The organism is Streptosporangium sp. OZ121, assembly GCF_051918885.1.
Classification (GTDB): Bacteria; Actinomycetota; Actinomycetes; order Streptosporangiales; family Streptosporangiaceae; genus Streptosporangium.
The window spans coordinates 13,580-25,998 of the sequence record NZ_JBPXMC010000039.1 but is presented as its reverse complement, the minus strand read 5'-3'; the positions used below and the strand labels follow the sequence as shown (position 1 = coordinate 25,998).

The following is a 12,419-nucleotide window of genomic DNA, read 5'->3' as shown; positions in this document are numbered from 1 at the left end:
CCCGGGGCGTCCCGCCGTACGGTCTCAAGGGCTGCCGCACCTCGCGGGGCAGAACGTGACCTCGGGGTAGCGCGATGACGGCCCCTCCAGCAGGGGTTGTCGTCGTGATTTCAGGTGCTGGTCGAGGAAGGCCGCCACGTACGTGCGGGTGAGCTCGGCGGAGCGCGCCGCGGACAGAGCGCGGGGGGCGGGCCTGATGCCGAGGGCGCCCGCCAGCAGCGGCAGGTCGGTGAAGGAGTGGTGTTCGGTTCCCGACAGCACGAGCCAGCGTTTCCATCCGGTCAGCAGCTTCCAGTCGCGGTCCCACGAGGTGTCGCGGCCCCCGGGGACGTGCTGCGGCGCACCGATGAACATGAACGGCCGGGCGAACCCGCTCTTGGGAATCCGGGCGTAGGCGGTGCCGTCCATGTCGATCCCGGCGCGCACGCGCGAGTCCTTCACCATGGCCGCCACGGCGGCGGCCCCGCCGATCGACTGGCCTGCCATCGCGACCCTTCCGCCGTCGATCAGGCCGGAGCGTTTCCACCTGGAGGTCAGCCAGTCCAGGACGAAGGAGACGTCGGCGGCCCGGCCCTGGACCACTCTCGGGCCGAAGCCGGGATCGGTGTCGCCGTCACAGGCGAGGCACTCGGCGACCCGCCCGTCGGACAGGGTGGTGGCGTGGCTCTCGTGGGTGTGGTCGATGCCGGCCACGACGTACCCGCGGCTGGCCAGGTCCTCGGCCAGGGAGGTGAGGGTGCTCACCGGCTTGGTGAAGCCGGGGGAGAGCACCACCAGCGGGAGCCCGCGTCCTGCGGGGTCGGCGTCTTCGACGGCGTTCGTGCGCGTCTTGCTCAGCACGTCATACGGCGCGCCGGTGATCCCGGAGCCCTTCAGGAGGAGTTCCGATTCCTTGGCCGTCATGTACGGAGCGCGTTGCCCGTCGCGCCGCTCGGTGGGGTACCACAGGGTGACCTTGAGCCGCCTGGCGTCGAGGTCGGGGTCCCAGGGATCGGGGCGGGAGGTGTCGGTCAGGTGCAGGGCGGTGGTGCCGACCGGATGGGGGCCGGTGGGGGCGGGCAGGGTGGCGGGGCCGGCCGGGGTGACCGGCGGGACGTCGGATCGGGGCGGCGTGGGCGCGGAGCAGGCGGACGCGGCCAGGACGACCAGTCCCGTGGCCAGTCCCGTTGGCAGGGCCAGGAGCTGTCTCATGGGGGTCCCTTCACGCGTGCAGCAGGGCCAGGGCCTTGGCCAGGGCGGGGTCGCGTCCGGCGGCGGCGTCGGCGGGGGTCAGGGGCACGTGGTGGTCGGGCGGCACGCCGATCCGGTCGATCACCTCGCGATCGGGGCCGAGGTGGTGCCTGGCGGGAAAGCTCAGCAGGGTGTTGTCGGCGAGCAGGTACGGTTGGGCCGGGCCGGAGATGACGCCGGCGGTCCTGGTGCCGACCAGCCGGCCGAGGCGCAGGTCCTTGACCGCGGAGCTGAAGTGCTCGCACGCCGAGGCGCAGCCGCGGTCGGTGAGCACCACCAGCGGCAGGCCGAGCAGCTCGACGGTGTCGTCGGTCCGCATGGTCTCGCAGGTGCCGTCCACGGCGCACTGGTGGGCGGTGACCTTGCCGTGCCCGAACGCGCTCAGCAGCCGGATCGCCTCCACGGGGCTGCCGCCGCCGTTGCCGCGCAGGTCCAGCACGACACCGGACAGGGTGCGGCCGGTGCGCAGCCGGGAGACGGCCTTGAGGACCCGGTCGGCGGAGTCGGGCGCGAATCCGGTCATCCGCACGTAGGCGACGTCGTCGTCCAGCAGCTTCGACCGCACCACCTGCAGGCCGGCCAGGTCGCGCTGGAAGAGGCCGGGCTTGAGCGTGACCGTCCAGCGGCGGCCGGTGCTCTGTCGTAGCAGCCGTAGCCGGACCGGCCGGGCTTGGGGGTAGCGCGGGTAGAGGGCGGCGATGGCGGGGGTGGCCCTGGCGTCGATGAAGGGCGCCGAGCCGTTGATCGACTCGATGATGTCGCCGGGGCGCAGGCCGGCGGCCCGCGCGGCGCCGCCTTGCACGGTGGTGACGAACAGCGGGCCGACGGCGGTGCCGGGGTTGGCGTCCGCCTGCGCGCCGTTGACGTTCGCCTCGAAGCCCAGGCCGTAGCCGTCGCCGTCGTAGTGATCGGGGTGGCGCTCGACGCCGTGCGTCCAGCGGGCGTGGTTGTCGTCGAGGGCGGCCACGATGGCCCGCAGGGTGACGACGGCCAGTGCGTCGCGCAGGTCGGGAACCTGGTCGGTGATCTTGCGGTACGTGGTCTCGAAGGCGCTCCAGTCGGCTTTGCGGTCGCCGGTCAGCGCCGGCATGGTCGCCTCGGGCACCTCGCGCCCCTCGCGGTTGAGCTCCTGGGTCAGGGCGACGAATCCGGCCGTCAGCAGCGCGCGGGCGTCCAGCGTGGCGCCGCTGTAGTAGTTGCCCAGGATGCAGAAGTAGGCCTGCTCGATGACGTCGACGGTGGTGGCCGTCTCCACCCCGGGGGGGCCTTGGGGGCGGGAGCAGACCGTACCGGCCGCCGCGCTCGCCTGGGCGCGCGGCGGCGCGGGCGCGGTACAGGCCGTCGCCAGCAGGAGCGCGAGTCCGGCGGCGGCCGTTCTCACGGCGGTCATGACAGGCGCCTTCGGACCCACCAGAAGCAGAACCATGTCAGGCCGACGGTGAGCAGGGCGTAGATGCCGGTCTCGATCCACTGGAAGGGCCAGAAGCGCCCCAGGGGCTGGTAGGCCGCCTGCTGCCGGTAGCCGAGCCGGTTGATCTCGGCCAGGCACGAGTCCATGCCCTGTCCCGGTCCCGATCCCGGCGGTGCGCAGGGTCCCGACGTGGTGGAGGTCTTGACGGCGGCTTCCACGCCGCTCGCACGCCCGGACGGATCGACCAGCTCGCTGGACAGGACCCAGGCACCGGCGTGGCCGGGAACGACCGACTCCAGCATGATGTGCACGAATTGGGTTTCATCCCGTTCTATGCCGATGCTGTCCACATTCGTCTTGCTGAGTTCGAAGGTCCCGGTGACCGGGGGCATCAGGTGGGGACGGACCAGCAGCGGCATGGCGATCTGGATCGCGACGAAGACGGCCAGGGTGAGGGCCATGGCGGCCAGGGTGCGGCGCACCAGCATGCCCACGGCCACGCCCAGGACGAAGGCGAAGGCCGCGTACCCCATCGGCGCGATGCCGCGCGCGCCGAACACCAGGGGAGCCATCAGGGCCAGGTCCGGAGCGGCCGACTTGTCCAGGGGATCGGACCACCAGGTCACCACGAGACCGCACACGCCGGCCGCGGCCATGGCGGTCAGGCCGGTGAGGCCGAGCTTGACCGCCAGCCAGCGTCCGCGGGTGATGCTCTGGTTCCACACCAGCAGGTGCGTGCCCGTCTCCAGCTCGCGGGTGATCAGCGGTGCTCCCCAGAAGAGCCCGACGAGGGCGGGCAGGAGCAGAACGACGAGGGTGAGGGCCAGGAAGGGGAGGTCGTACTCGCCGAAGAAGCGGTCGTAGAAGCGGTCGCAGGAGTCGTCCTGCGTGCAGGCGGTGATCCCGGTGGAGTAGCCGGAGGCCAGGTCCGGCCCGGTGAGGGCCAGAGTGGCGACGAGAACCAGGAGTGCGGCGGCCATCATCGTGGCCGAGCCGCGGAACTGGCGCCAGGTCAGCCAGATCATCGCTGCACCTCCAGGGCGGCCCGCCGGTTCTCGGCGGTGCGCTTTTCCATGTAGGCCAGGACGAGGTCCTCCAGGCCGAGCCGGCTGACCGTCCAGGCGGGGTCGTGGATGGGAGCGTCGGTACGGACCACGTACGTGCTCTGCCGGTCGGTGTGGCGCGCGGAGATGACGTGCTGGTCGGCGGGAAGCCGGTCGGGGTCGCGGCGCGGGCCGGTGAGCCGGTGATGGGTGGACAGCAGCTTCTCGGTCTCCCCGGCGATCTGAACGCGGGAGTCGACCAGCACGACCAGGAAGTCGCAGACCCGTTCCAGGTCGGAGACCAGGTGGGAGGAGAGCACGACGCTGAACTCGTGTTCGACGGTGGCCTCCATAAGCCCCTGCATGAACTCGCGGCGGGCCAGCGGGTCCAGCGAGGCCACGGGCTCGTCCAGGATCAGCAGCTCGGGCCGCTTGGCCAGGCCGAGGGTGAGGGCGAGCTGGGCGCGCTCGCCGCCGGACAACCTGCCCGCCCGCTGGGTGGGGACGAGGCCAAGCCGCGCGATGCGCTCCCGTGCCATCGCGGCGTCCCAGCGGGGGTTGAGCCGGGCACCCAGCCGCAGGTGTTCGGCGACGGTCAGCCCCGCGTAGACGGGGGTGTCCTGGGCGACGAACCCGACCTTGGCCAGCTGCTCGCGACCGCCGGCGGGACGGCCGCCGAGCACGGTGATGCCGCCCGCCGTCGGTTCGAGCTGGCCGCTGGCCAGCTTCAGCAGCGTGGTCTTGCCGGCCCCGTTGGGGCCCACCAGCCCGACGACGTGGCCCGCCGGGATGTCGATGGTGCACTCGCGCAGTGCCCAGCGCCTGCCGTACCGCCTGCCCAGTCCTTGGGCCTCTAAGACAGCGGTCACGCTATGTCCTCCTGAGCGGTGGTCCGAAAGGTGGTCATGAAGAGGGCCTCGATGCTCTCGTCGTCGAGGCCGGCCCGGCGGGCCTTGGCCAGCCAGCGCTGCAGCTCCAGCCGCAACGGGCCGTGCGCGGCCAGCGAGGTGTCGGTGAGGGTCGCCGTCACGAACGTCCCCACCCCCGGCCTGGCGGCGACCAGGCCCTCGTGCTCGAGTTCCCGGTAGGCCTTGAGGACGGTGTTGGGGTTGATCGCCAGTTGCGCCACGGCCTCCTTGACGGTCGGCAGCTGGTCGCCCTCGCGCAGCAGGCCGAGTCGCAGCGCATGCCGTACCTGCTGCACCAGCTGCATGTACGGCGAGACGCCGGACTTCGCGTCCAGATGGAACTCGATCACCAGTTCCTCCATTTATCTACTGTCCTAGTACTTTAGATTACTATATGTATGGAACTTGTTAAGAAAACGCTCGGCGGGGAGCTCGCCCCGGTCCCACGACGCCGGCGCGTGACGCAGTCGAGCCCGGTGCGGGGGTGACCGCACCGGGCTCGTGGCGGGGAGGGCCGCACCGGGTTCGTGCGGGCTGCGACGGATCGGCCGCACCGGGGCCCGCGGTGGCGGACCGCCCGCGTGCCGCCCCGTCCTCGTCGACGGCGTAGAAGCGGATCTGGTCCCGGCCCCGGTCGGAGACGACGGCCAGATCGGTCCTGACGCCGTTGGACAGGCGCAGGCCGTACACCAGGTCGACGTCGTTGAACCGGGAGGGCTCGTCGTCCTCGCCGGGGGCCGCGGGGGCGGGTACGTGAGGCGAGTCCGTGAACGCATGGATCTCCTTGCATGTGAGATATGTAGAGAAATGTCCTTTTGATCGTTGTGGAATCGGCGCAACGGGGAGTTGGCGGGAGGAGAACGCGACGGCCGTATGCGGTGAAGGGTTCCCGGCCGTGCTCGCGTCACCTGATCGGAGGCAGGGCCGCCAGGGCCACATCTGTCGGCGCCGGCTGCTAGAACTTGACCCCTGCCCGTACCGAGGAGCCCCCCGTGATCCATCAGCATCTCACCACGTTCCACGGCCTTCCCGTCCGCTTCCCCGGCGCCGACGACACGCCCGCGTCGCAGGCCGCGTGGCGCGTCAGCGGTGATCCCTACGACGGTGAGGAGACCGTCGGCGACGCCGTCCGGGAGCTGCTCGGCAAGGTCGACTGCGCCGCCGTGCGAGCGCTGGTCGTGGGCACGTGGGGATGGGCGCACGACGACGACCGATCCGACGGACCGATCCGGTTGCTCGTCGAGGCCGCGCCCCGCCTTCCCGCGCTGGAGGCGATCTTCCTCGGCGACTACGTCAGCGAGGAGTCTGAGATCTCCTGGATCGGGCAGTCCGACGTGACCCCGCTCCTGACCGCGTATCCCCGGTTGAGACGGCTCGATGTGCGTGGCGGCGACGGCCTCGAACTCCGGCCCGTCGTGCACACCGCGCTGGAGACCCTCCGTTTCGAGTCGGGCGGGTTGCCGGCCGGGGTGGTCAGGGCGGTCGGCGCGTCCACGTTGCCCGCGCTGCGGCACCTGGAGATGTGGCTGGGCGAGGAGAGCTACTCGGGCGACTCCGGCCCTGACGACTGGGCGGCGATCCTCGCGGGCGGCGGCCTGCCCGCGCTGAGGCATCTCGGCCTGCAGGACAGCGAGCGGCAGGACGAGGTGGCCGCCGCCGTCGCCACCGCGCCGATCGTGGCGCGGCTGGAGTCGCTCGACCTGTCCATGGGTGTCCTGTCCGACGAGGGCGCCGAGGCGTTGCTGTCCGGCCAGCCGCTCACCCACCTCAAGCGGCTCAACCTGCGGCACCACTTCCTGAGCGAGGAGATGGCCGCGAAGGTCGTGGCCGCCCTGGGCGGGGTCGAGGTCGACGTGTCCGAGCAGCAGGAGATCGACGGCGAATGGCGCTTCATCGAGGTGTCCGAGTGACCGTGCCCGGCACCGCGCTGGAAAGGCCCCCCTCCGCCGACCGCCGCACGCGGGCGGCGCCCCTCGCGGTCGTCGGCACGCCCGGCGACCGGCGGGTGACCCTGTTCGGGGACGCCCTGCGCGCGCACGGCCTGCCCGGACCCCTCGTCGTCCCCTGGCGTGACGTGCTCGCCGGGACCGGTTTCCGCATCCCGGAGCGGGCATGCGTCCGCGTCGACTCCCCCGGCGAGGACCCCGCGGCCGACGAATTGCTGCGTGGCCCCGGCGCGCCCACCCGGGTCGGCGGCGGAGCGTCCTGGCACGCCGCGTTCGTGCGCGGCCTCGAGCGCGTACGGCGGGCGGTGGCGCGGACACCGGGCGCCCGGCTGCTCGGTGACGTCGACGAGATCGCGGTGATGTTCGACAAGCGGCGATCGCACGCCCGGCTGCTGGCCGCCGGCGTGCCTGTGCCGCCCGCCCTGCCCGCGCCGGTCACCGGCTACTCCCACCTGCGCGACCTCATGGCCCGATCGGGCTGGAGCCGGGTGTTCGTCAAACCGGCTCACGGCTCGTCGGCCTCGGGGGTCGTGGCGCTCCAGGTCCAGGCCGCGCGGATCCACGCGGTCAGTTCCGTCGAGCTCGTCCGCCCCCGGCCGGAGGCCACCGGGCGGACCTGCCCGGAGCTGCACAACTCGCTACGCGTGCGCGCCTACACCGACGAGGCCGACGTGGCGATGATCATCGACGCGCTCGCGCCCGACGGGCTGCACGTGGAGCGCTGGTTCCCCAAGGCGTCGGTGGACGGGCGTGTGTTCGACCTCCGCGTCGTCGTGGTCGGCGGACGGCCCACGCACGCCGTTGTCCGTGCCGCCCGTGGCCCGATGACGAACCTGCACCTGGGCGGCACCCGTGGTGATCTCGATCAGGTCCGGGCCCGGCTCGGGGCGGCCGGGTGGGAGCAGGCCATGCGGACATGCGAGCAGGCGGCCGCCTGCTTTCCCGGCTCCGTCATGGTCGGGGTCGACCTCATGGTGGGCATCGGCCTGCATCGCCTCGCCGTGGCGGAGGTGAACGCCTTCGGCGACCTGCTGCCCGGGCTCACCGGTCTGCCCGAGAGCGGGGCCGCCGGCCTTGACTGCCACGCCGCGCAGGTGGCCCACCTCCTCACGCTCCGGAGCGCGGCATGAGAGACATGAGCGCGATCGCCGGCACGCACGACGTGAGGCCCTACGAAGGGTACGTCTACGCCTACCCGCACAAGACGGCCTACCGTCCGCTCGACCCGCGGCCCCCGCTGCGCGAGGTCTGGGCACAGGAGCGCACCGACGCGCTCTTCCTCTACCTGCACGTGCCCTTCTGCGAGATGCGGTGCGGCTTCTGCAACCTGTTCACCAGGACCGGCGCCCCCGCGGAGCTGGTGACCTCCTACCTCGACGCGCTCCGGCGCCAGGCGGAAGCCGTACGGCAGGCGCTGCCGGACGACGCGCGTTTCGTCACCACGGCGATCGGCGGCGGCACACCCACCTATCTGGAGGCGGCCGAGCTGGCCAGGCTGCTCGACCTGGCCGAGCAGACCATGGGGACCGACTTCTCCACCACCCCGCTCGGGATCGAGACCTCTCCGGCCACCGCCACGCCTGATCGTCTGGCCGTGCTCGCCGAGCGCGGCACCACCCGGATCTCGATCGGGGTGCAGAGTTTCATCGACGCCGAGGCCAGAGCCGCCCTGCGACCGCAGCGCCGCACCGAGGTCGAGACCGCGCTGACCGCGATCCGCGAGACCGGGTTCCGCACGCTCAACATCGATCTGATCTACGGCATCGACGGCCAGACGCCGGACACCTGGCGCCGTTCTCTCGACGCCACCCTCGCCTGGCGCCCGGAGGAGATCTATCTCTACCCGCTGTACGTCCGGCCTCTCACCGGGCTGGGCGCCCTCGGCCGCGACTGGGACGACCAGCGGCTCGGCCTCTACCGCCAGGGCCGCGACCATCTCCTGGCCGCCGGGTACGAGCAGGTGTCCATGCGGATGTTCCGGCTGCCCGGCACGGAGTCGGGCAGCGAGTACTGCTGCCAGAGCGACGGCATGGTCGGTCTCGGCTGTGGCGCCCGTTCCTACACGTCGCGGCTGCATTACTCGTTCGAGTACGCCGTGGGTGTGCGACACGTGCGCGCGATCATCGACGATTTCGTCCGGTTGCCGCGTTCCGCGTTCGGCGTCGCCAACGTCGGCTTCGCGCTCGACGATCTCGAACAGCGCCGGCGCCATCTCATCCAGTCCCTGCTGCAGGCCGAAGGGCTCGACCGAGCCGCCTACAGGGCGCGTTTCGGCGGCGACGTCCTCGACGAGTTCTCCCTCGACATGTTCGCCGAGCGCGGCTGGGTGGTGGACGACTCCACCCGCGTACGGCTGACGCCCGAAGGACTGGCCCGGTCCGACGCCATCGGGCCGGCCCTGTTCTCCGACAGGGCCCGCGACCTCATGGACTCCTATGATCTCCGCTGACCCTCCGACCGGGCCGGTGACCGGCTCCGGACAGGCGCCACTGTCGATATGGGACATCACACCGCGGCACGTGGACGTGTCCCCGGCGGACGACATCCCGAAGCCCGAGGAGCTGACCCTCCTCTACCGGGGCCCACTGGCCAGTTGCGACTACGACTGCGCCTACTGCCCCTTCGCGAAGCGGCGCGACGGCCCGGACCGGTTGCGCGCCGATCGGGAGGCGCTGGCCCGCTTCACCGCCTGGGTCGCGGCGCGCGACTTTCCCGTCTCGGTGCTGTTCACGCCGTGGGGCGAGGGGCTCGTCAGATCGTGGTATCGCACCGCGATGGTGGAGCTGAGCCATCTGGCCCACGTACGCAGGGTGGCCATCCAGACCAACCTGAGCACCCGGCTGAGGTGGCTCGCCGAAGCCGACCTGGACACGCTCGCCCTCTGGGCCACCTACCACCCGGGCCAGGTGACGCACGACCGGTTCCTGGCCCGATGCCGGGAGCTGCTCGCCCACGGGGTGCGCTTCAGCGTCGGCGTGGTCGGCGTCCCCGACCACGCCGAGCCGGCCAGGCGGCTGCGGGCGGAGCTCCCCGACGACGTGTATCTGTGGATCAACGCCGCCGAGGGGCGTTCCTACACCGAGCGGGAGGCGGCCGTCTGGACCGGGATCGACCCGTTGTTCGGCTACAGCAGGAGGCCGCACCGCAGCCTCGGACTGCCCTGCCGCACCGGCCGGAGCGTGGTGTCGGTCGACGGCGAGGGCACGGTGCGGCGGTGTCACTTCGTCGCGCGGCCGATCGGCAACCTCTACGACGGGTCGGCGCTGCGCGCGCTCGCCCCACGCCCGTGCCCGCTTCCCGTGTGCGACTGCCACATCGGATACGTGCATCTCGAACCGCTCGATCTCCACCGCGTCTTCGCGGGCGGCCTGCTCGAACGCATCCCCGCGGGCTGGCCGCGTTGACGGTCGGCGGGTGCCTTCGGTGCGGCGGGCGCGCCTACCCGCTCAGCCGGGTTGCCGCGACGCCGTGAAGGGCCGCGCGGCCGGGCGGACGCCCAGCTCGGCCAGCAGGCCGGCCATGCGGGCGGCGCGGAGCGGGTCGACGGGCAGGACGTGGCCGGTCCACCAGCGGGCGATCTCCGGGGTCGGCCCCGCGGGAACCAGGTCCAGGTAGTCGTCCAGCGGCGGATCGTAGATGAAACCGGGCACCACGCCCCGGCTCTCCAGCCGGGCGACGACCTCGTCGCGGTCCTCGACCAGCAGGGGCACCCGCAGCAGTGGCTGCGGCGCCGCGTCGCGGACGCCCTCGGCCGCCCAGGGCAGGGTGCGCAGCAGCTCGACCCCGGCCACCCGGCGCTCCCGCTCGCGGTCGATCACCCGGAACCGGGAGCGGTGGTAGCCGCGCAGCAGCGGCCCCTGACGCATCCGCCAGTCGTCGAGGTCGATCCGCAGCCAGTGGTCCATGGCGCGCGGGTCGACCGGATCGGCGGCGACGACCGCGCGAAGCTCGTCCTCGCGGGGCGGGCAGCGGTGGCCGGTCCACCGCACGAGCCCGAGCGCCTTGAGGGCGTGCCACATCGGCCTGACCAGCCCGGTGCGGTAGATCGTCTCGCGCAGCACGGGCCGCAGCGTGCCGAGCAGCTGGGCACGCGCCCCTCCGGGGAGCAGCAGCTCGTCCCTGGCTCGCGCCAGCTCGGGCAGCGCGGCCGGGTCCTCCGCGGTGAGGAACCCGCCGGACATCGCTCGCCCGTGCTTGGCGAGGCTGAACACCCCGGCGGTGCCGAAGGTGCCCGCCGGGCGGCCGTCCACGACCGTCTGCATGGCGTGCGCCGCGTCGTCGAGAAGGAGCACGCCGCGCCGGTCGCACTCGGCCCGCAGCTCGACCACCCGGTCGGGCTGGCCGTACAGGTGCGTGGTGACGACACCGGCGAGACCGCTCCAGTCGACGGCGGGGACGTCGATGTTGCCGTCGCGCCAGGAGACCGGCGCCATCACCGGCTCCAGCCCGGCGGCCAGCACGACGAACAGCACCGTCTCGCAGTTCGTCGGCGAGATCAGCACCCTGTCGCCGCGCTTGAACCAGTGGCGCAGCGCCAGCAGCAGGCCGAACCTGGCGGACGGCACGTGGAGGCACTCCTGGCCGATCCGGTCGCGCATGGCCGCCTCGAGCGCGCGGCGGCCGCCCTCGCGGCCGTTCCCGCGCCCGGACGTGGCGGGGTGACCGCTCATCGGGCCCTCCTTCGGTCGGCTCACGTGGTCTTCCTACGGGTGCGCAGCCGACCGTACCGCTTCATGGCCCTGTCGGCGGCGCCGTACAGGGCCGGGCTGTCGAGGATGAACCGCCGCACCCGGCGGACCGGCTCGGTGCGCAGCCAGTGCGCCGCCGCGCCCGCCGACCGGCGGCGCACGATGCCCTCGGTGACTGGAACGGTCCGGCTGCACAGCGCGTCCTTGTACTCCGAGCCGTTGCTGATGCCCAGGTCGAGCGAGGTGATCCCGAGTTTCGCGGCGGCCTCGACCATGTGCAGGTGCTGGATCAGGCCGGGGGAGTATCTGGCGTACTCGGGGTCGTAGGCGGGAAACCATCCGATCATCGTCGTGCCGGTGCGCAGCCCGAAGTGGCCCGCGACGGGCCTGCCGCCGGCGTACAGCATCGACAGCGGCCCGGCGAAGTCGTCGGTGTCGACGGCGTGCAGGCGCTCGGCCAGCTCCACGACCCACGCCCTGCCGAAGCGGTCGGGACGGCCCATCCGCTGGTACTGGGCGGACTTCCACTCGCGCAGCAGCCGGAACTGCTCCGGGTCGCGCACCGCGAACTCGGAGGTGACCTCGCCCGCGTCGCGGCCCAGCTTCCGCTCCTTGTACAGGGTGGTCTTGAGGAACTTCGGGGAGCGCTCGCGCAGCTCGTCGAGGAAGGCCGAATAGCCGCCGTCGAGGTCGAGGACCACGGCCTCCTGCCTGAGCGTCTCGAACGGCTGGAACCACGGCTGGCGGTCGACCAGGCAGCCGAACTCCCACACGCTCAGCCCGCACGCCTTGAGCAGGGCGCCGGAGTCGAGCTCGGCCCCCGGCCGGTGGACGACCCCCTGGCAGAGCGAGACCCACCCGCCCAGCGCGGCGCCCACCCCGCCACCGTGCCGCTCGAAGGGGAAGAACCCCACGGGCCCGTCCGACTCGGTGATCACCGCCACCCGCGCCGCCGCGCTTACCTCGCCCATCGCGACCGTGAAGTCCGGGCTGAGGAAGGGGTTGTCGAGCTGAGGGCTGGAACGTTGCATTCCACGCCACGCCGCGATCTCGGCCGGGCCCAGCTCCGCGGGCCGGATGACGCTGATCCTCATGCGCCGCTCCCCGCCGGGCGAGGACGACCAGCGGTGCGCGCAAACCTACCGTTCACGGGGCGGTGGTCCTTTCTCGAAGCCTGGTCCCAGGCACTGGAC

General features: G+C 72.3%; 11 protein-coding genes. 4 read left to right on the top strand and 7 right to left on the bottom strand.

The features are described 5' to 3' along the window. Positions 1–24: 24 nt before the first annotated feature. Genes ACTOQ1_RS38930 through ACTOQ1_RS38910 form a run of 5 tightly spaced genes read right to left on the bottom strand, consistent with a single transcriptional unit; the run spans position 25 to position 4,954 of the window. Positions 25–1,191 carry an alpha/beta hydrolase family protein gene (locus tag ACTOQ1_RS38930; RefSeq protein ID WP_440073175.1) on the bottom strand — a complete coding sequence of 389 codons (1,167 nt, stop codon included), beginning with the start codon at positions 1,189–1,191 and terminating at the stop codon, positions 25–27. A 10-nt stretch (positions 1,192–1,201) separates the two neighbouring features. Then, entirely contained in the window at positions 1,202–2,620 is a 1,419-nt protein-coding gene (locus ACTOQ1_RS38925) for a S41 family peptidase (protein WP_440073173.1), read from the bottom strand. Continuing rightward, positions 2,617–3,666, bottom strand: coding sequence for an ABC transporter permease (locus tag ACTOQ1_RS38920; protein WP_440073172.1), 1,050 nt, complete (start codon positions 3,664–3,666; stop codon positions 2,617–2,619). Before ACTOQ1_RS38920 ends, ACTOQ1_RS38925 begins: the two co-directional genes overlap by 4 nt. Next, positions 3,663–4,553 (bottom strand): ABC transporter ATP-binding protein, encoded by an 891-nt coding sequence (locus ACTOQ1_RS38915; protein ID WP_440073171.1) that lies wholly within the window; start codon positions 4,551–4,553, stop codon positions 3,663–3,665. The genes ACTOQ1_RS38920 and ACTOQ1_RS38915 overlap by 4 nt, the downstream gene beginning before the upstream one ends. Continuing rightward, the gene (locus ACTOQ1_RS38910; protein WP_440073170.1) at positions 4,550–4,954 is read right to left on the bottom strand and encodes a GntR family transcriptional regulator; all 405 of its coding nucleotides are present in this window, start codon (positions 4,952–4,954) and stop codon (positions 4,550–4,552) included. Before ACTOQ1_RS38910 ends, ACTOQ1_RS38915 begins: the two co-directional genes overlap by 4 nt. A 630-nt stretch (positions 4,955–5,584) precedes the next feature. Here ACTOQ1_RS38910 and ACTOQ1_RS38905 point away from each other — a divergent pair. Genes ACTOQ1_RS38905 through ACTOQ1_RS38890 form a run of 4 tightly spaced genes read left to right on the top strand, consistent with a single transcriptional unit; the run spans position 5,585 to position 9,942 of the window. Then, entirely contained in the window at positions 5,585–6,502 is a 918-nt protein-coding gene (locus tag ACTOQ1_RS38905; protein WP_440073169.1) for an STM4015 family protein, read from the top strand. After that, a complete protein-coding gene (locus ACTOQ1_RS38900) occupies positions 6,499–7,668 on the top strand; it encodes an STM4014 family protein (RefSeq protein WP_440073167.1) in 1,170 nt (389 codons plus the stop codon). The genes ACTOQ1_RS38905 and ACTOQ1_RS38900 overlap by 4 nt, the downstream gene beginning before the upstream one ends. A 5-nt stretch (positions 7,669–7,673) precedes the next feature. Then, positions 7,674–8,987, top strand: coding sequence for an STM4012 family radical SAM protein (locus ACTOQ1_RS38895; protein WP_440073225.1), 1,314 nt, complete (start codon positions 7,674–7,676; stop codon positions 8,985–8,987). Next, positions 8,974–9,942 carry an STM4011 family radical SAM protein gene (locus ACTOQ1_RS38890; protein WP_440073165.1) on the top strand — a complete coding sequence of 323 codons (969 nt, stop codon included), beginning with the start codon at positions 8,974–8,976 and terminating at the stop codon, positions 9,940–9,942. Before ACTOQ1_RS38895 ends, ACTOQ1_RS38890 begins: the two co-directional genes overlap by 14 nt. A gap of 42 nt (positions 9,943–9,984) precedes the next feature. On the opposite strand, the gene ACTOQ1_RS38885 is transcribed toward ACTOQ1_RS38890, so the two are convergent. Together ACTOQ1_RS38885 and ACTOQ1_RS38880 are read right to left on the bottom strand one after the other, a co-directional pair. After that, on the bottom strand, positions 9,985–11,208 hold the full coding sequence (locus tag ACTOQ1_RS38885; protein WP_440073163.1) for a DegT/DnrJ/EryC1/StrS family aminotransferase: 1,224 nt from the start codon (positions 11,206–11,208) through the stop codon (positions 9,985–9,987). A gap of 20 nt (positions 11,209–11,228) precedes the next feature. Next, complete coding sequence (locus ACTOQ1_RS38880; RefSeq protein ID WP_440073161.1) at positions 11,229–12,320, bottom strand: GNAT family N-acetyltransferase; 1,092 nt, start codon at positions 12,318–12,320, stop codon at positions 11,229–11,231. Positions 12,321–12,419: the final 99 nt, after the last annotated feature.

Excerpts from the sequence above, each read along its gene's own strand:
- ACTOQ1_RS38930 (WP_440073175.1), bottom strand. The coding sequence starts at position 1,191 with ATGAGACAGCTCCTGGCCCTGCCAACGGGACTGGCCACGGGACTGGTC.
- ACTOQ1_RS38925 (WP_440073173.1), bottom strand. The coding sequence starts at position 2,620 with ATGACCGCCGTGAGAACGGCCGCCGCCGGACTCGCGCTCCTGCTGGCG.
- ACTOQ1_RS38920 (WP_440073172.1), bottom strand. The coding sequence starts at position 3,666 with ATGATCTGGCTGACCTGGCGCCAGTTCCGCGGCTCGGCCACGATGATG.
- ACTOQ1_RS38910 (WP_440073170.1), bottom strand. The coding sequence starts at position 4,954 with ATGGAGGAACTGGTGATCGAGTTCCATCTGGACGCGAAGTCCGGCGTC.
- ACTOQ1_RS38895 (WP_440073225.1), top strand. The coding sequence starts at position 7,674 with ATGAGCGCGATCGCCGGCACGCACGACGTGAGGCCCTACGAAGGGTAC.
- ACTOQ1_RS38890 (WP_440073165.1), top strand. The coding sequence starts at position 8,974 with ATGATCTCCGCTGACCCTCCGACCGGGCCGGTGACCGGCTCCGGACAG.
- ACTOQ1_RS38885 (WP_440073163.1), bottom strand. The coding sequence starts at position 11,208 with ATGAGCGGTCACCCCGCCACGTCCGGGCGCGGGAACGGCCGCGAGGGC.
- ACTOQ1_RS38880 (WP_440073161.1), bottom strand. The coding sequence starts at position 12,320 with ATGAGGATCAGCGTCATCCGGCCCGCGGAGCTGGGCCCGGCCGAGATC.